This window comes from uncultured Maribacter sp. (genome assembly GCF_963974015.1).
GTDB lineage: Bacteria > Bacteroidota > Bacteroidia > Flavobacteriales > Flavobacteriaceae > Maribacter.
The window spans coordinates 125,755-145,102 of record NZ_CAXBBZ010000004.1 but is presented as its reverse complement, the minus strand read 5'-3'; the positions used below and the strand labels follow the sequence as shown (position 1 = coordinate 145,102).

16 protein-coding genes are annotated in these 19,348 nt (G+C 35.2%); 11 read left to right on the top strand and 5 right to left on the bottom strand.

All coding sequences use genetic code 11. The features are described from left to right. Positions 1-14: 14 nt before the first annotated feature. Genes AACZ41_RS09240 through AACZ41_RS09220 form a run of 5 tightly spaced genes read right to left on the bottom strand, consistent with a single transcriptional unit; the run spans position 15 to position 5,568 of the window. On the bottom strand, positions 15-2,195 hold the full coding sequence (locus AACZ41_RS09240) for a B12-binding domain-containing radical SAM protein (RefSeq protein WP_339628130.1): 2,181 nt from the start codon (positions 2,193-2,195) through the stop codon (positions 15-17). A 40-nt stretch (positions 2,196-2,235) separates the two neighbouring features. Beyond that, positions 2,236-3,180: a tRNA-dihydrouridine synthase family protein gene (locus AACZ41_RS09235; protein WP_339628128.1), complete on the bottom strand. Its 945-nt coding sequence runs from the start codon at positions 3,178-3,180 to the stop codon at positions 2,236-2,238. Between the two features lie 4 nt (positions 3,181-3,184). Further along, positions 3,185-4,252 (bottom strand): FAD-dependent oxidoreductase, encoded by a 1,068-nt coding sequence (locus AACZ41_RS09230; RefSeq protein WP_339628127.1) that lies wholly within the window; start codon positions 4,250-4,252, stop codon positions 3,185-3,187. 29 nt (positions 4,253-4,281) lie between these two features. Beyond that, positions 4,282-4,803, bottom strand: coding sequence for a DinB family protein (locus AACZ41_RS09225; protein WP_339628126.1), 522 nt, complete (start codon positions 4,801-4,803; stop codon positions 4,282-4,284). Between the two features lie 27 nt (positions 4,804-4,830). Beyond that, positions 4,831-5,568 carry a CDP-alcohol phosphatidyltransferase family protein gene (locus AACZ41_RS09220; protein ID WP_339628125.1) on the bottom strand — a complete coding sequence of 246 codons (738 nt, stop codon included), beginning with the start codon at positions 5,566-5,568 and terminating at the stop codon, positions 4,831-4,833. Positions 5,569-5,814: 246 nt separating this feature from the next. Between AACZ41_RS09220 and AACZ41_RS09215 the strand changes: the two genes are divergently transcribed. The 11 genes from AACZ41_RS09215 (at position 5,815) to AACZ41_RS09165 (ending at position 19,301) form a co-directional block, all read left to right on the top strand. Then, on the top strand, positions 5,815-6,999 hold the full coding sequence (locus AACZ41_RS09215; RefSeq protein WP_339628124.1) for a DUF4105 domain-containing protein: 1,185 nt from the start codon (positions 5,815-5,817) through the stop codon (positions 6,997-6,999). 17 nt (positions 7,000-7,016) lie between these two features. Beyond that, complete coding sequence (locus AACZ41_RS09210) at positions 7,017-8,888, top strand: ABC-F family ATP-binding cassette domain-containing protein (RefSeq protein ID WP_339628123.1); 1,872 nt, start codon at positions 7,017-7,019, stop codon at positions 8,886-8,888. A gap of 158 nt (positions 8,889-9,046) precedes the next feature. Beyond that, positions 9,047-9,307: a hypothetical protein gene (locus AACZ41_RS09205; protein WP_339628122.1), complete on the top strand. Its 261-nt coding sequence runs from the start codon at positions 9,047-9,049 to the stop codon at positions 9,305-9,307. Positions 9,308-9,454: 147 nt separating this feature from the next. Next, on the top strand, positions 9,455-9,946 hold the full coding sequence (locus tag AACZ41_RS09200) for a hypothetical protein (RefSeq protein ID WP_339628121.1): 492 nt from the start codon (positions 9,455-9,457) through the stop codon (positions 9,944-9,946). Between the two features lie 30 nt (positions 9,947-9,976). Continuing rightward, positions 9,977-10,126 carry a hypothetical protein gene (locus AACZ41_RS09195; protein ID WP_218144557.1) on the top strand — a complete coding sequence of 50 codons (150 nt, stop codon included), beginning with the start codon at positions 9,977-9,979 and terminating at the stop codon, positions 10,124-10,126. A gap of 65 nt (positions 10,127-10,191) precedes the next feature. Further along, positions 10,192-10,767, top strand: a complete 576-nt coding sequence (locus AACZ41_RS09190) for a cob(I)yrinic acid a,c-diamide adenosyltransferase (protein WP_339628120.1) — start codon at positions 10,192-10,194, stop codon at positions 10,765-10,767. 134 nt (positions 10,768-10,901) lie between these two features. Beyond that, entirely contained in the window at positions 10,902-11,126 is a 225-nt protein-coding gene (locus AACZ41_RS09185; protein WP_027064442.1) for a DUF2795 domain-containing protein, read from the top strand. A gap of 215 nt (positions 11,127-11,341) precedes the next feature. Then, the gene (gene secA, locus AACZ41_RS09180; RefSeq protein WP_339628117.1) at positions 11,342-14,704 is read left to right on the top strand and encodes a preprotein translocase subunit SecA; all 3,363 of its coding nucleotides are present in this window, start codon (positions 11,342-11,344) and stop codon (positions 14,702-14,704) included. Between the two features lie 161 nt (positions 14,705-14,865). Beyond that, positions 14,866-16,260, top strand: coding sequence for a Gfo/Idh/MocA family oxidoreductase (locus tag AACZ41_RS09175; RefSeq protein ID WP_339628116.1), 1,395 nt, complete (start codon positions 14,866-14,868; stop codon positions 16,258-16,260). Positions 16,261-16,376: 116 nt separating this feature from the next. Further along, entirely contained in the window at positions 16,377-17,597 is a 1,221-nt protein-coding gene (locus AACZ41_RS09170; protein WP_339628115.1) for a sensor histidine kinase, read from the top strand. A 114-nt stretch (positions 17,598-17,711) separates the two neighbouring features. Beyond that, a complete protein-coding gene (locus AACZ41_RS09165; RefSeq protein ID WP_339628114.1) occupies positions 17,712-19,301 on the top strand; it encodes an amidohydrolase family protein in 1,590 nt (529 codons plus the stop codon). Positions 19,302-19,348: the final 47 nt, after the last annotated feature.

Sequence of the window (19,348 nt, the reverse complement as noted above, 5' to 3'; positions counted from 1 at the left end):
ATGAATATATTTTATTACAAAACTAAAAGGCCATGTTCACGTAAACCAACTATCTGTTTAGAATACCAAAAAAGCTCAAAGTCGTTAAATTGCATTTCAAAATCTGACTTCAATTGCCCAAAAGTTATTGGTTTATTTTGTGGCTTCATTTTCTCTAAATTGGCAATTAACCACTCCCCTTTCTCTTTATCAACCGTTGCGCTATATATATCTGTCGTGGTATGAAAACACAACTCTAATTGCTCCCAAGTTATCCCTTTTTTCTTTTTAATACGCTCTTTAGCTTCAGGCTGTAAACCAAGCCAAACAATTTTTGCAGATGTTTTTATGTTCAACAACAAATCTTGTTGTAGGCAATTATATAAATAATCGGGAGCTATGGTTGTAGAAGGAATTTTAAAATCGAACCATTCTTGCAATGTCATGTCAAATCCGATTCCGTGCATAAAATTGAATAACGATTTTTTTAATCCGAAGCTAAATTTGCTATGGTCTACACCGGTTTTATCCTTAAAGTCAATATCGTTATTAGCAAAACTGATAGATTTTAAATCAGGAATGACACCATACTCTTCAGGATGTAAACCAACCGGACTATGAGCCGTCAACGCGAATTGATGCCAAAAACCCGATTGTATTATTCCCAACTCGAACAACTGCCGCACCATCTCTAAACTATCAATCGTTTCTTGAACGGTCTGTGTTGGATAGCCATACATTAAATAGGAATGAACCATTATGTTCGCTTCGGTAAAATTTCTGGTTACTTGCGCTACTTGTTCTACCGTTACCCCTTTATCAATAAGTTTCAACAACCGATCTGATGCCACTTCCAATCCGCCAGAGACAGCAATACACCCCGATGCTTTAAGCAAATAGCACAGGTCTTGCGTAAAATTCTTCTCAAAACGAATATTGGTCCACCAAGTTATGGTCAGGTCTCTATTGAGTACTTCTAATGCAAATGCCTTCATTAACGAAGGTGGTGCTGCTTCATCGACAAAATGAAAGCCTGATTCACCGGTTTGTTCGATTAAAGTTTCTACACGGTCTACCAAAAGACTTGCCGCAACAGGTTCGTAAATTTTTATATAATCTAAAGAGATATCACAAAAAGTACATTTACCCCAATAGCAACCATGTGCCATGGTGAGTTTATTCCAACGACCATCGCTCCACAAACTATGCATGGGGTTAGCAATTTCTATAACCGAAATGTATGTATCCAATAATAAATCTGAATAGTCGGGAGTACCTACATCTTGCTGTTTATAATCTGACCGTAAACTAGAGTTTTTGTAAACGACTTGATTATCCTCTAAAATGAAAGTCCGTTTTAATTCTCCGTCTCCATTCATGACATATTGATGAACAAGCTCTAGAGGAAGCTCCCCATCATCTAACGAAATAAAATCAAAAAATTCAAAAACACGAACATCGGTAAGGCTACGTAACTCTGTATTTGGAAAGCCGCCGCCCATGGCAATTTTGACAGATGGATGATTTGCTTTAATAAATTGTGCACAACGAAAAGCACTGTATAAATTTCCAGGAAAAGGCACAGAAAAACATACCAATTTAGGCTGTATATGCTTTAACTGTTCCGAAAGCAAGTCAAGGGTTAATCCATCAATAAAAGTTGGTTCTTCATTTAGGTGACCATAAAGTTCATCAAACGAATTGGCACTGCGCCCCAAGCGTTCGGCATACCTACTGAAACCAAAATTTGGGTCTATACATTCTACAATAAAATCGGATAAATCTTCAAGGTATAACGTCGCTAGATGCTTCGCTTTATCTTGCATCCCCATATTCCCAAAGGCCCATTCCAAATCATCCAATTGTTGAAAACGAGAAGCTTGCGGTAAGAAATTATCGGTACACAACTGCCTAGCCAATGTTTCGTTATTACCTTGGAGAAATAAAATTACCGCATCTAGCGTTTTCAGATAATCTTGGCGAAGCGCATATATTCTTTGGCAGTTTTCAGAAACAATAGCGTCTGCCTTAAAAGCCATATCAAAAAGTTTCTGAAATGTATTTTTAGCAAAGAGTGATAGAATAACCTCAATCCCTAAATCCGATTGAAAAGATGAAATATCCTTTGTATTCAAAAAGCCCTTTATATATGACGTGGCAGGATAAGGGGTATTCAATTGGGTAAAAGGTGGTGTTATTAAAAGAAGGTCTTTCACAAGATTTTTTTAGAACAATCCTGCAAAGATAACAGATACCTTACTCATTATTCAATATCTCACGTACCGCTTGCTGATATGCCTTGGGATTATTGGCTTTCTTAATTTTCTTGAATGCCTTTTGCGGATTTGAGGTGGCTTGAGAAAAATATTCCCAAAACCCCTGCATTTTCATTTTAATAGGCGTTGGCCCTGATAATGCTTCGTCATATTGCTGATAAATTGTATCATGAAATTCTGAAAAAATCTTCCAACGGTCTTTTGGGTATTCGGTAGTATTATTTTTAATCATACTAGGTAAAAACGGATCAGCAATGAGACCTCTACCCATCATAAAATGGTCAATAGTAGGAAAACGTTCTTTCATTTCCGTAAACTTAGCCACAGTTGTAATATCTCCATTGTAGTATAATTCATGCTTGGTACTTTCAACACAACGTTGAAACGCATCTAAATCTACCCCGCCTTTATACAATTGCTTACCTATACGCGCATGAATGGCAATATTCTTTAATGGATAAGAATCTAGAATAGGAAAAACGTCTAAAATCTCTTCTGCATTCTCATAACCCATTCGCATTTTCATAGAAACAACAACATCGGTTTCTTCATGGGCACGTTTAAGGATATGGTCAATTTTCTCAGGATTACAAATGAGTCCGCTGCCCATGCCCTGCTTTGTAACCATTGGGTAAGGGCAACCTAAATTCCAGTTGAGTTCTTTGTACCCCAAACTCTGAATGTATTTCACTACAAATAAAAATTCATCGGCATCACCTGTCATTACTTGTGGTATAACTTCTAAAGTGGTATTATTCTCTGGCTGTAAATCTTTTTGATACGAGTTTTTAATGACCATTTTCCCATTCAATCGAATGTATGGCGCATAAAAAGTATCTATACCTCCAAAATATCTATAGAATGCATTACGAAATCTAAAATCGGTAAAACCCTGTAAGGGAGATGATAATAAGGTAACTGACATGTATTTAGGGCTGCGTTATGTGCATGTTCTTCAATTTTGCGACAACAGATTCAGCTGCAAAAATAGCGCCTTCCATGTAACCAGAGTGATGTTTCGATGTTTCTGATCCAGAAATAAACAATTTGTTATGCAAAAAAGGTTGTTGATAAAGCGCATGTCCTCCATTTTGATGTGGAAACAAGTTTTCTACCTGTCTATCTGAATTGGTAAATTCTTCTTGATACCAAGCCGTTTCATGATATGATTCATATTGCACGGCTTCATCACCAAACACTATTTTCAACTGCGCTTCAATTTTCTCAATTCGTTGTTCTTTAGTAAAACGAGCACAACTACCAGAAGCAAAACCAACAAGTGCATAGGATTTTGTTTCTAAATTCGATTGATCATAGAATTCAGTCAACGGACCAACATTACTAAATATAGTGCCCGATTTACCCTGCTCTCGCCAAAATGGCTTTTTATACGTAAACGCCACTTTTATGGAGTCTTGCATCCAAGTATGGGTTTGCTCAGCCAATGAAACCAATTCATTTGGCAATTCAGGTGAAAATACTATTTGTTGTATTAATACCGCAGGTGGTAATGTGGTAATAACTACATCTGCTTTAAAAATTTGAGAAGAAGTTTTTACTGCCGATGTATTTTCAGAGAATACAATTTCATTCACTGCTTGGTTCAAAAGAACTGTATTCGGTTTTAGCTTAGAGTGAATTGCATTAAGTAAATCGATAGTGCCGTTTTTAAAGCGATAACTAGGACTATTATTTGGCACAGTAATTTCTTGAGGTGGCACATTCGAAAACGTCTGAAAATACGATATACCGGTAAGGAACTGCTCAAAAAAAGGAACTTTAAACTCGTCGATAATGTTCAACAATTGGTAATGGCTTTCATTGAACCAGGTTGCTCCCATTTCGACTTTGGCGTTACCCGATTCTAAAGTATATATTCTACCTCCTATTCGGTCCCTTGCTTCTACGACCGTAACGCTAAAACCAAGTTCTTGTAGGCGGTATGCAGTTAAAAGCCCGGTTAAACCTGCACCTATAATTACGACCGATTTATTCATTGTAGTATTTTGTCCTGATTAAAAAGGAGCTATGAGATGTTAGATTTCAGTGCACTTACGGTCACCAGCAACTGACCTATATGTCGTTGGCTATGCTCGGCGGCGTGAAATAAGAGACCTATTACCGTAGACGGTAATTTCTTTCTACCCACAGAACGTTTTTCCGTAAGTGTTTGCTCTGGAATTGTTTTGAAATATGCTAAAGCTTCGGTAACTTTTAACGAAAATTGATCGCGTAAGTCTTCAACTTCTGTTTCTAAATTAAAAGCACCTTCCTGTTTTAGAAATTGAAACTGTTCATCTGTAAGCGATTCACTTTTTGCGTAAGTCAGCATTCTATCTAAAACCCCAGCTATATGGTTCATATGAAAACCGACAGAAGCTCTACCAGCTACTTTTGCCCATAAAAGTTCTTTAGGGAAATCTGCAGTATACTTTTTCAACTCATGCTCAGACTGCAAAAGTGCATGAGCTGCCGGAAGTAAACCATCAGGTATGTTAGGTATTGGTCCTGCTAACCAAAACTCTTCTTGTTCCTGTTCATTATCCATAATTCTTATTTACTATTATTCCCTACATTAAAGTCTCTCTTGTATGACAGAACTTACTACATAAAATAGAATAATCAACGGTATAGCCATGAATTTCATAGTTACAATAAGTACTAGACTAATAATCAAAAAGATATAGCGCATGGCATTATCCTTAAAGCTGGTATTTTTAAATTTCAAAGCAAATAATGGTAGATTGGCATTTAGGAGATAAGCACTAACAAATGTTAGAATAATCAAGAACCATTGGTTAAGGATCAAAGTATTTAAAAAATCATTGTTCTGATATAGTAATATTAGAGGCAAGGATAGAATTAAAAGCGCATTAGCAGGAGTTGGCAGCCCAATAAACGAGGAAGTCTGATTTTCGTCAATATTAAATTTAGCCAATCTGTACGCAGAAGCCATTGTAATTGCAAAACCTAAAAATGGCAACAAGTGTATAAATCTTACTTCCCCAGATTCCATAAAAAGGTGAGAACCATCTCCCCAACCGCTAGTCTGTGACATAGCTAACAATTGAAACATTATGATACCAGGAACTAGTCCGCTAGTAATCATATCCGCTAAAGAATCTAGTTGCAGTCCCAATTCACTTTTCACATCAAGAACACGTGCCGCTAATCCGTCAAAAAAGTCAAAGAAAATTCCCAAGGCAACAAATATTGCCGCAATTTCCAATCGGTTTAACACAGCGAACATTGTAGCTACACAGCCACAAAAAACATTCATTAGTGTAATAAAATTAGGGATATGTTTTTTCATATAATTTTGGCTTTGGCTACAACAATTATTTGACTCTTAACTTGATCAAAAAAGAATTCTCCAATATATAATTTACCATAAAAATAAGATAATTCTATTGGTTCTAACTTTTAAACCGATAAAGTAAAACGAGTTTTAAATTAAAAATTGGTACATAATCTCGTTCAATTAGTAAATTATAAAAGCTTTTAGAATTAAATATCTTATTATTCGCATCTTTGCAGCTGCTATGATCTAGTATAGGGCATGTTCAGAAAAATCAGTTTTTTTTTAATTCTACTTTTTAATTCATTTTGGGGATATTCTCAAAATGTGGAACTCTCCCCATTATCTAAAATCAGTTTATTGACCGTTGGCACGGGAGAGGATTTAGCTTCTAAGTTTGGACACAGTGCCATAAGACTACAAGACCCAACTTTAGGCATTGATGAAGTTTATGGTTACGGAACTTACGATTTTGAAGATCCTAATTTCTATTTAAATTTCACCAGGGGTAAATTATCATATACTATTTCCCGAATTCCGTTTAAGTATTTCGATTATTCCTATCAGCAAGAAAAACGATGGATAAAAGAACAAGCCTTAGATTTAAATTTACAGCAACGTACCGATATCGTTGCATTTTTAGAAAACAACTTACTGCCTGAAAACAAAAAATACAAGTATGATTTTTTGTTCGATAATTGCGCTACTAGAATACCAATGGTTTTTGAAAAGACCTTAGGTAGTTCTTTTAAATTTGACTATGATTATTTAGAGGATAAACTGACATTTCGCGAGTTAATACGACTAAAACTAAATCCTAATACCTGGTCGAATTTCGGTATTGACTTAGCTTTAGGCTCTGTTATTGATCGAAAGGCTATGCCATACGAACATTTGTTTTTACCAATTTATGTGTACCAACAAATGAAACATACCACATTGAACGGAAAGCCTATTGTTAAAAAGGAATCTATTTTATTAGATATACCTGAACAAAAAAATAGTACTCTTTTCTTTTTGACACCCGCATTCTGGCTCGCACTTCTTTTGGCATTGGTAATTTGGACAACTTACAAGGATCATAATAAAAAGAGACGAACCAAATGGCTAGATTTTTCGCTGTTTATGCTTACAGGTCTTTCAGGTATATTAATATTATTTCTTTGGTTCGGGACAGACCATTTAGCCACAAAAGGAAATTACAACGCCTTATGGGCTTTTGCCCCAAATGCCATAATCGGATTTTTAATCCTAAAAGAAGAAGTTCCTAATTGGCTTAAATTTTATTTGGTATTATTAATTGGCATGTTATTCTTTACCTGTATTCTTTGGATGTTTAAAATTCAAGTTTTCTCAATTCTATTAATCTTAGTTATTCTAGCTTTAGCAATACGCTACCTATTTCTTTTGTATCATTTTAAAAATGTGATTCAACCTAAAAAATAAAAATCAAGATACCCTACATGAATTTACTTACCGTTGAAAATATTTCTAAATCCTATGGCGAATTGGTACTTTTTGAAAACCTTTCTTTTGGAATCAATAAAGACCAAAAAATTGCCTTGATCGCTAAAAACGGTACGGGTAAAACTTCCATTTTAAATATCCTTTCAGGAGCTGACACCCCTGATAGCGGACAAGTTAACTACCGAAAATCTACACGTGTTTCCTTCTTGGCCCAAGAACCTATCATGGACCCTAACTTAACGGTTGAGGAAACTATTTTCGCGTCAGACAATGAAATATTACAGGTACTTGCCAATTACGAAAAGGCATTGCTAAACCCAGAAGACGCAGACGCCTATCAAAAAGCATTTGAGGCGATGGACCGTTTTGAGGCTTGGGATTTTGAAACCCAGTACAAACAAATACTTTCAAAGCTAAAACTTGATGATTTGGATGCCAAAGTAGATAAACTTTCTGGTGGACAAAAGAAACGTTTGGCCTTGGCGAATGCACTCATCAACAAACCTGATCTTTTGGTATTAGATGAACCTACCAACCATTTAGATCTAGAAATGATCGAATGGTTAGAGGAATTTTTTGCTAAAGAAAATATGACTCTATTTATGGTAACGCACGACCGTTACTTTTTAGAGCGCGTTTGTAATGAAATTATAGAACTTGAAAACGGAAAGTTATATCCATATAAAGGCAACTACTCTTATTACCTAGAAAAAAAGGAAGCCCGCATAGAACAAGAAGCAACGGAGCATCATAAAACAGAATTACTTTTTAAGAAAGAATTGGATTGGATGAGAAGGCAACCCAAAGCCCGTACCACCAAATCTAAATCTAGAATAGATGATTTTGCTGTCATTAAAGATAAAGCAAGTCAACGTAGAAAAGACCATCAGGTACAGCTAGAATTGAATATGGAGCGTGTAGGAAGTAAAATTCTAGAGCTCCATAAGATATCTAAGTCCTACCCTAACAAACCTATTCTAGATAAATTCGAATATGTTTTTCAAAAAGGAGAACGAATAGGAATTATAGGTAAAAACGGTACTGGCAAATCCACTTTTTTAAATATACTTAGTGGACGCGACCAACCGGATAGTGGTAAAGTAATAGTAGGCGATACTATTAAATTTGGTTACTACACTCAAAAAGGTATTGAGATTAAAGAAGGTCAGAAGGTTATCGATGTCATACGTGAGTTCGGGGATTATATTCCTTTAATGAAAGGAAAACAGATATCTGCTCAACAATTATTAGAACGTTTTCTGTTCGATAGAAAAAAGCAGTACGATTTTGTAGATAAATTGAGTGGTGGTGAACGCAAGCGTCTTTACTTGTGTACTATACTTATACAGAATCCGAACTTCTTAATTCTTGATGAACCTACCAACGATTTGGATATTGTAACACTAAATGTATTAGAAAGTTTTCTGATGGATTTTCAAGGATGTCTTTTAGTAGTTTCGCATGACCGTTATTTCATGGATAAAATTGTAGATCACTTATTTGTATTTAGAGGTGATGCCATAGTGGAAGATTTCCCCGGGAACTATTCTGATTTTAGAGCATACGAAGACAGCCAAATTCAAGATAAAAGAGAACAAAAAGAAATTCAACCTTCTACCAAGACCAATTGGAAAGAGCCAGATACAACTCCGAAAATATCGTATACTGAACAACAAGAGTTTAAAAAAATAGAGAGAGAAATTCAAAAGCTCGAAAAAGAGAAAGTTGCGCTTCAAGAAAAATTCACCGATGGTTCGTTAAGTGGTGAAGATATTAAAGACTTATCGATTAGATTGAAAGAAGTAACCGATTCTATTGAAAGCAAGACCGAACGATGGTTTGAACTTTCAGCACTTATGGAGGGTTAAGGACAATTAAAACATAGACTTCACAGTATATTTCACTACTTCCAAAAGATAATAGACGGGTGGTAATTACCATTCGTCTAAAGTAAAATGCCGCTCAACTATATGCGGCAAATTATGTTTGTTCATGCCTGTACTTTAGCAGTGTAAAACAAATATTCATGAAATCAATTATCCTTTTAACCGCACTTTTCTTCACATGTTTCTTAGCTCAAGCACAAGCAAACAATGAGAATGTTTCTTTAGATGCTGAAACTGCACAAGTTGAAATGGCACAAACAATTGAAACTTCTAATAGTACTGTTCCTACTATAGAAATTGAAAATACAAACGACGTTGCAAGATTATACAAGAACAAAAACACCAGAGTAATTAAGGCTTTGGAATTCACCACCAAATTGAACAGTGTTAAACTTTCATAATTAGATACCTACTGCCCTATTCTTACTTAACTACACCTACCCTGTTTCCTTACCTTTACACGCAACGGTAAAACATTAATGTTCACCATTACAATTCTAAGTTGCATCACTAATCATTACTTTTGACAAAAATCGAAAAAGTAATTAGTGTTTCGTTTTATATCCTTTATTAAATTCTTTGTTTCATCTACCAATCAACATGGGGTTCATTCTCCATTTGTATATGATTATTTGACCAAATGTCTTTATAAGAGAAAGCAATTAAAACTTCCCATAACCTTAAAGGTTCTTATCAAAAGTCTTGATTACTTCGAATATCATTCACTTCGCATTTTGGGCACTAATGAAAAAATTGAGGAAACCATCAAACACTATTGCCCAAATATTTCCTTTACTAAAAACGATGCCGATGTTTTATTTGGATGTGTATCCGACCTTAACATTGGTTTAGAAGTCAATAATTTAGCTAATGACTCTATGTTATTTTTAGACGGAATTCATAAAAACCCGAATAATAATGAAAGTTGGGAAAAGTTAAAAGCATTAGACCATGTACGAGTTACTGTTGATTTATTTTACTGCGGAATCATATTTTTTAGAAAGGAACAAGCAAAGCAACATTTTAAGATACGGATATAATCCTGTAATTTTAAACTAAAATAATTTTTAATGAACAGTAATACCATATATATAATTCTAGGAGTCGTGTTCGCTATATATTTAGCTATACGCATAACCAGTAGAGGAAAGTCAAATGACCGAAAATCAAGAAAGTTCATGGGAGATTATGAGCGAAAGAACAAAGACGAAAACCGGTAATAATCGCAAAAACTCGTTAGCTTAGAACACCCTGAAATTTACTTCAACTTTCTACAATCTACAAAATGAAAATATATACCAAAACAGGGGATGACGGCACAACCGGACTTTTTGGTGGCACACGTGTACCAAAGCATCATATCCGTATAGATAGTTATGGTACCGTAGATGAATTGAATTCTTGGATTGGACTCATAAGAGATCAAGATATTGATTCAATCTACCGACAACAATTAATAGCAATACAGGAGCATTTGTTTACAGTAGGGGCAGTTTTGGCCACTGACCCAGAAAAAGAAGTTCTAAAAAATGGAGAACAACGCCTAAAAATCACCAAAGTAGGGTCTGAAGAAATCGAATTTTTAGAACATGCTATTGACGAAATGGACAATCAATTGCCACAAATGACTCATTTTATTTTACCTGGCGGCCATACTACAGTGTCATACTGTCATATAGCACGAACCGTTTGTAGAAGGGCAGAACGCATTTCAACATTATTATTTGAAAACGAACCATTCGACGGTAATGTTCTTTCCTTTTTAAATAGACTTTCAGATTACTTATTTGTATTGGCACGGAAATTGTCATGTGATTTAAAGGCAAATGAAATAAAATGGGTTCCTAAGAAAAAGGACTAATAAATCCCTAATTTATTCGTTATCAATTAATAATCGCAAAAAAACACAGAGATTAAATTGAAATTTATCACTAATTTCTTGGTCGTCTCAATTTTAAAATTACTTTTGCAAAAAATTAAAATTAAACAATTACTATGTATTGGACATTAGAATTAGCATCCTATTTAAGTGATGCACCTTGGCCGGCAAGTAAAGATGAGTTAATAGATTACTCCATCAGAACTGGAGCCCCTTTAGAAGTCGTAGAAAATTTACAATCTATGGAAGAGGAAGGTGGCGAGATATATGAATCTATCGAAGAGATTTGGCCTGACTATCCTACGGAAGAAGACTACCTCTGGAACGAGGACGAATATTAATATTCGATATCATAATAACTACTTAAAAGTCTCCTCGGAGGCTTTTTTTTTATGTAATTTTGGCAGGTATTTAGGTTATACAGGTTAAAAAACAAGACTGGAATACCTTTTGCTTATTTAATGCGTCGGCCATATTTGTCGTTTCTAAAATATTTTGAAAATCTCCTTACCTATTTTTGGGTTAAGTAAATTTCAATTCTAATAGTTTAAAATATATGAGTTTTATTAATTCCATCCTAAAGGCATTCGTTGGTGATAAATCACAAAAAGATGTAAAGGAATTACAGCCTTTAGTAGATCAGATAAAGACATTTGAATCGCAGCTTGAAAGCCTTAGCCATGACGAACTAAGGCAGAAAACCATAGAGTTTAAGAAGATAATTCAGGATTCTTACAAAGAGAAAACTGACCAAATAATAACTTTAGAGGAAGAGGTCAAGAACTCTACAGATATTGACAAGAACGAAGATATCTACACCGAAATTGATAAATTAAAGGAAGAAGCATATACTATTTCTGAAGAAACTTTAAACAAGTTACTTCCAGAAGCTTTCGCCGTTGTAAAGGAAACTGCCAAACGTTTTGCTAATAATGAAACTTTGAAAGTGACAGCGTCAGAATATGACAGAACATTGTCAGGTTCTAACGATTATGTCACCTTAGAGGGCTCAAACGCTATTTGGAAAAATTCTTGGAACGCTGCCGGTAAAGAAGTAACCTGGGATATGATACATTACGATGTACAGCTTATAGGTGGTATTGCAATGCACCAAGGTAAGATTGCTGAAATGCATACTGGTGAAGGTAAAACTCTTGTAGCAACATTACCCTTATATTTAAATGCACTAGGCGGAAACGGTGCTCACTTGGTAACCGTTAATGATTACCTAGCAAAAAGAGATAGTGCTTGGATGGCACCTATATTCCAATTTCATGGCCTTTCTGTTGATTGTATAGATCATCACCGACCAAATTCCGATGGTAGACGTGCAGCTTACAACGCAGATATTACCTATGGTACTAATAACGAGTTTGGTTTCGATTATCTAAGGGATAATATGGCACACACACCGAAAGATTTGGTGCAACGCCCACATAACTACGCCATTGTCGATGAGGTAGATTCTGTGTTGATAGATGATGCTCGTACCCCTTTAATTATCTCTGGTCCTGTACCAGAAGGTGATCGTCATGAATTTAACGAATTGAAACCCAAGGTTGGCGAAATCGTACAAAAGCAACGTCAACATTTAACCAGTGTTTTGGCAGAAGCTAAAAAACTGATAGCTGAAGGCGATACCAAAGAAGGCGGATTTCTTTTACTCCGTGTATTTAGAGGATTACCAAAAAATAAGGCCTTAATTAAGTTTTTGAGTGAAGAAGGAGTCAAACAATTACTCCAAAAAACCGAGAATTTCTATATGCAGGATAATAATAGGGAAATGCCCAAGGTAGATGAAGACCTATTATTCGTTATTGATGAGAAAAATAACCAGATCGAATTGACAGATAAGGGTGTTGATTATATTTCTGGCGAAGAAAATAGAGACTTCTTTGTAATGCCAGATATTGGTGGTGAAATTGCTAAAATTGAAAACCAAGATCTTGAAATTGAAAAAGAGGCCGAACTTAAAGAAGAGCTTTTTAAAGACTTTACCATTAAGAGCGAGCGTATTCATACCATGAGTCAATTATTAAAAGCATACACACTGTTCGAAAAGGATACCGAGTATGTAGTAATGGACAATAAGGTAATGATCGTTGATGAGCAAACTGGTCGTATTATGGATGGCCGTAGATACTCCGACGGACTTCACCAAGCTATTGAAGCGAAGGAGAATGTAAAAATCGAAGCATTAACCCAAACTTTTGCAACGGTAACATTACAAAACTACTTTAGAATGTATCGTAAGCTCTCTGGAATGACCGGTACGGCCGTTACAGAAGCCGGTGAATTCTGGGAAATATATAAATTGGATGTAATGGAGATTCCAACCAACAGACCAATTGCTAGAGATGACCGTAACGATTTAATTTACAAAACGAAAAGAGAAAAGTACAATGCAATTATTGATGAGGTAACGAAAATAAGTAAATCTGGAAGACCAGTTCTTATTGGTACCACTTCTGTAGAAATATCAGAATTATTATCTAAACTACTAAGTGTTCGTAAAGTTCCACATAATGTATTGAACGCAAAGCTCCATAAGAAAGAAGCAGATGTTGTTGCCGAAGCAGGTAATGCAGGTATTGTTACCATCGCAACCAACATGGCAGGTCGTGGTACGGATATTAAATTATCTGAAGAAGTCAAAAAAGCTGGTGGTCTTGCCATAGTAGGCACAGAACGTCATGATTCAAGACGTGTAGACAGACAGTTGCGCGGACGTTCTGGTCGACAAGGTGATCCAGGAAGCTCTCAATTCTACGTTTCCCTAGAAGATAACCTTATGCGTTTGTTCGGCTCGGACAGAGTTGCTAAAATGATGGATAAGATGGGTTTAGAAGATGGTGAGGTTATTCAACACAGTATGATGACCAAATCTATTGAACGCGCTCAGAAAAAAGTAGAGGAAAATAACTTTGGAGTTCGTAAGCGTCTTTTAGAATATGATGATGTTATGAACGCACAGCGTGAAGTAGTCTACAAAAGAAGGCGACATGCATTACAAGGTGAGCGTTTAAAGCTTGATATTGCCAATATGATCTATGACACCTGTGAGATAATTGTAGAAGGTAATAAAGCTGCCAATGATTATAAGAATTTTGAATTTGAGCTGATTAAATATTTTTCGATGACATCGCCAGTTGATGAAGCTGACTTTGGAAAATTAGGCGCTCAAGAAATAACAGGTAAAATTTATAAAGCTGCATATAACCATTATAATGATAAAATGGAACGTAATGCTGCATCTGCTTTCCCTGTAATCAAAAAGGTGCATGAAGATAATGCAAATAATTTCGAGCGTATTGTAGTTCCATTTACCGACGGAATCAAAAGTTTAAATGTTGTAACAAATCTTCAGGAAGCTTACGATACAAACGGCAAACAATTAATTACCGATTTCGAAAAGAATATTTCACTAGCTATAATTGATGACTCATGGAAAACGCACCTTCGCAAGATGGATGAGTTGAAACAATCGGTACAATTAGCAGTTCACGAGCAAAAAGACCCATTATTAATTTATAAGTTCGAAGCATTTGAACTTTTTAAGTCAATGATAGAGAAAGTGAACAAAGAAGTAATTTCATTCTTATTTAAAGGAGAATTACCCTCTGAAAACACAAACGCTATTCAAGAGGAAAGGAATATTCAACGTTCGAAAGAAAATTTAAAAACGACTAAAGAAGAAATTCCTAATAGTGATGAAATGGCAGCTCAGAGTAGAGCCGTAGGTCAAACACAAGGACAGCGACCTGCCGTTACCGAAACTATAACAAGAGAACAACCTAAAATTGGTCGTAACGAACGAGTGACAATTAAAAATGTGTTGAGTGGAGAAAGCAAAACTGTAAAATTCAAGCAGGCAGAACCTCTTATTCAAAGCGGAACTTGGGTATTGACCCAAGATTAATAATAATACTTTCTATATTTAAAAAAGGCATCCCAATATTGGGATGCCTTTTTAATACCTCCTATTCTCACTTTTATTGTCATTTTATTAAAACAACTTACCCAAAAAAATTTGGTATTTAAAATTAGTTATATTTAGATAACTTCTTTAAAACCAAACCAATGAATACCACCAGAAGAAAATTCATCAATTCTATAGGAATGCTTGCAGCTAGTTCAGCTTTTCCAATTTCAACATTCGCATTTAGTAAGACTTCAAAATTGAAAATTGCATTGATAGGAACCGGTATACGAGGAACAACCTTTTGGGGAAAACGTTTGGTTGACGAATATGCCGAAATTTTAGAATTCGTCGGGCTATCCGATATTAATTCAAGTCGTTTGAAATATGCTAAAAATTTTATTGGAGCTGATTGTCCAATTTTTACAGATTTTGAAGAAATGGTGAATGTTACAAAACCAGATTTAATTATTGTTACTACTAAAGATTCAACCCACCATGAATATATAATTAAAGGATTGCAAATGGGTTGTGATGTATTAACGGAAAAACCGTTGACTACAGATGAAATTAAATGTCAGGCAATTATTGACGCTGAAAAAAAATCAGATAAAAAACTAATTGTAGGTTTTAATTATAGGTGGAGCCCATATGCAACCAAAATAAAAGAATTATTAGCAAACAAAACGATTGGGAATTTGGTATCCGTCGATTTCCATTGGTATTTGAACACCTATCATGGCGCTTCTTATTTTAGAAGATGGCATGGTGAGATGGAGAATAGCGGATCCCTTTGGGTTCATAAATCGACCCATCATTTTGATCTATTAAACTGGTGGATAAATTCTGAACCCGATCAGGTTTTTGCCTACGGTGATTTGGAATATTATGGCAAGAACGGACCACAAAGAGGTCCTAATTGTCGTAGTTGTAATCATAAGGATACCTGCGAATTTTATTGGGATATAACCAAAGATAACGCATCTAAAAAATTATATGCAGATCACGAACATGAAGATGGCTATATAAGAGACAATTGTTTATTTAGGGAAAATATTGATATTTATGATAAAATGTCTGCCCAAGTAAAATATGCCGATAATACGGTGTTGAACTATAGCTTAACTACCTATTCACCATTTGAAGGGTGGCGTGTTGCTTTTAATGGCACAAAGGGCAGAATTGAAGCTTCACAAGACATTCCTTACCATTCAATAACCTCTGTTAATGAAGCTGAAAAACATGTTTTGGAAATGGCTCAAAACAATAAGGAAGAATTAAACCATGAGTCCATTATCGTACACAAGCTTTGGGAGAAACATAAATTAATAAAAGTACCTGTTGAAAAAAGTGGTCATGGTGGTGGTGATAAAAGACTTCATGATAAAATATTCGTCAATCCTGAAATAACTGACCCATACGGCAGAACTGCCGGTGTTAGAGATGGGGCAATGTCCATTTTAATTGGTATTGGCGCTAGAAGAAGCATTGAATCTGGAAAGGCTATTAATATTGGAGATTTAACAGACCTTACGCCGAAGAAAGTTCGCAGCTAATGTCAACTTTATATAATTATGTTATACAATAACAAAAAATACTAGTATAATGTTAAAAACATAATTAGATTTACATTACTTAATTAGTATGTTTTTTTAGTACATAAACAATGTCTATGCCCGGATTTACCATTGACAAAGAGCGTCTTCAGGATAAAACCAAACTTTTTTTAAGGGTAAATTATACCACTAGCATAATATCCATTCTATTTGGAGCATTATGCTATTTCCTATTAGGTATAACCGAAGTTGTTCCTTTCACACTTTTAGCATTTGGGGTTTTAAACCTCATCAACTTACAATTCTTTAAAGTCCATAAAAAGATATTGCCAACCTTCAATTTTTCATCTATAATTGGACTTTTATCCTCATTTATAATAACCTTATACAGTGGAGGAATCCATAGTCCTTTTATCTTTATGATCCCGTTAGTTGCATTTGGTGGCTTTATCAACAGTAGTAGATATGGCAAAATCTATTTGAACGTTATTATAGTTCTAATCTTATTAGTATTTACACAAACTATACCTGAGTTAAAGATTACAGAAAATGCCGTTCCAGAAAGTTCGAGTGCTGTTTTTAGCCTAGTTTCAGTTTTATTTTCGGTTTTTATTTTAGGAAACACCTTTGGCAAAAGTTTATTAAAGACCTACAACGCGCTCTATACTTCAAAAAGGGTTATGGCTAATCAAGTTCATGAAAAAGAAAATTTACTAAAAGAAGTTCATCATAGAGTTAAAAACAACTTACAGACCGTATCCAGTTTATTAAGCCTCCAATCTCGAAATATTGAAAACGGTACAATGAAAGGCCTGTTAAAAGGAACGCAGAATAGGGTAATCGCAATGGCAATGGTTCATGAAATGCTCTATATGCGAAAAGACATTAGCCATATTGAGTACAAATCTTATGTTCAAGAGTTAAGTGAATATTTAATTCGTTCTATAAAAGGAATCGACAATAATGTTATTTTAAAAATTGATATTCCAGATATTAAGTTAGGTATAGACACTGCCATTCCATTAGGTTTATTGATCAATGAATCTTTGACCAATGCATTAAAGTATGGTATCGAAGGTGACGAAGAAGGCGAAATCAATATTAAACTACAAAAAGATTCAGAAAAAGAAAATTGTTACATTCTTGAAATAGGAGATAATGGTATTGGTTTTCCTGAAGCAATCAATTACAAAAACACAAAGTCATTAGGTTTAAAACTTATCCACAATCTTACCCGTCAATTACGGGGAACAATTGAACGCGATACCTCTAAAAAAGGCACCAACTACATTATCAAATTCCAAGAAATAAAGCAACAATTATCTCCAGTTGCATAGGTTAAAGCCTTCAATAATTGCTAGTTCATAATTCTATTAATAAAGTTGACACTTGCTCTGTGTACTTACTATCACTTTGCCTATATTTAGAGGACTAACTTAAACCACTACCTTATGTTCAAACAAATAGTATTAGCTACGGTATTCATTTTCGTAGGCTTACTAAAAATCAATGCCCAATCTCTTGAAGGAGATGGCCCACACAATCAATTAATAATTAGAGGCGTAATGCTTATTAATGGTAATGGAGCACCACCACAAGGCCCAATTGACATTGTTGTGGAAAACAATATTATTAAAGAAGTTAAAGTTGTAGGGTATCCTGGTGTAGCCATCGATAACTCTAAACGACCACAATTAAAAGCAGGTGGCAAGGAGCTAGATTGTACTGGTATGTACTTAATGCCTGGCTTCATAGATATGCACACCCATATTGGAGGTGATGCGCAAGGTGCTGATCCAGATTATGTTTTTAAACTTTGGATGGCACATGGTGTAACCACAGTAAGAGAAGTTGCTGGCAGAGGTATTGATGCGACGCTAGATTTAAAACGAAAAAGCGAGAGAAACGAAATTATCGCCCCACGTATAATCTCATATACTGCGTTTGGGCAAACAAGCAAATCTTTTAACCCTTTGAACGATATTCCTATATCTACTACCGAACAAGCTCGTGAATGGGTACGTGCCAATGCTAAAAAAGGAGCTGACGGTATTAAATTTTTTGGTGCAGAACCAGCTATTATGGCGGCAGCACTTGATGAAAATAAAAAATTAGGTTTAGGCTCTGCATGTCACCATGCACAAATGAGTGTTGCTAGATGGAATGTACTTCATTCCGCTAGGGCAGGATTAACTTCAATGGAACATTGGTATGGATTACCGGAAGCATTATTCGATAATCGTACGGTGCAGGATTTTCCTCTTGATTATAACTATCAGAATGAGCAACATCGTTTTGAAAATGCCGGCAAATTATGGGCACAGGCAGCTGAACCATACTCTGAACATTGGAATAATGTAATGAATGAATTATTGGCGTTAGATTTTACTTTGGATCCTACGTTTAATATCTATGAGGCCAGTAGAGATTTACAGCGTGCTAGACGTGCCGAATGGCATGAAGACTATACATTGCCCTCACTTTGGGAATTTTATCAACCTAGCAAAGTATCTCATGGTTCTTATTGGCATGATTGGGGTACAGAGCAGGAAGTGCAATGGAAAAAGAACTATAATCTTTGGATGACCTTTATCAATGAATATAAAAATAGAGGTGGTCGTGTAACAACTGGTTCCGATTCTGGGTTTATATTCCAATTATACGGTTTTGCGTATATACGTGAACTAGAATTAATGCGTGAAGCAGGATTTCACCCTTTAGAAATAATACAATCTGCAACCTTAAACGGTGCAGAAGCATTAGGTTTAGATGACAAATTAGGTTCAGTTACAATTGGAAAATTAGCAGACTTTGTTGTAGTAGAAGAAAATCCGCTTAAAAATTTAAAAGTACTATATGGTACAGGAGCTATAAAGCTTACCGATGATAATGAGGTGGTTCGTATTGGTGGTGTAAAATATACTATTAAAGACGGCATCGTTTACGATGCAAAAGCGCTATTGACAGACGTAAAAAGACAAGTTGATGAAGCCAAGGCCAAGGATAATTATACGATAAAGCAGCCTGGTATTAAAAACTAAAACTTTCTTTTATTCACTGTCACTTTGATTGCACGAAGTTGCTTTTT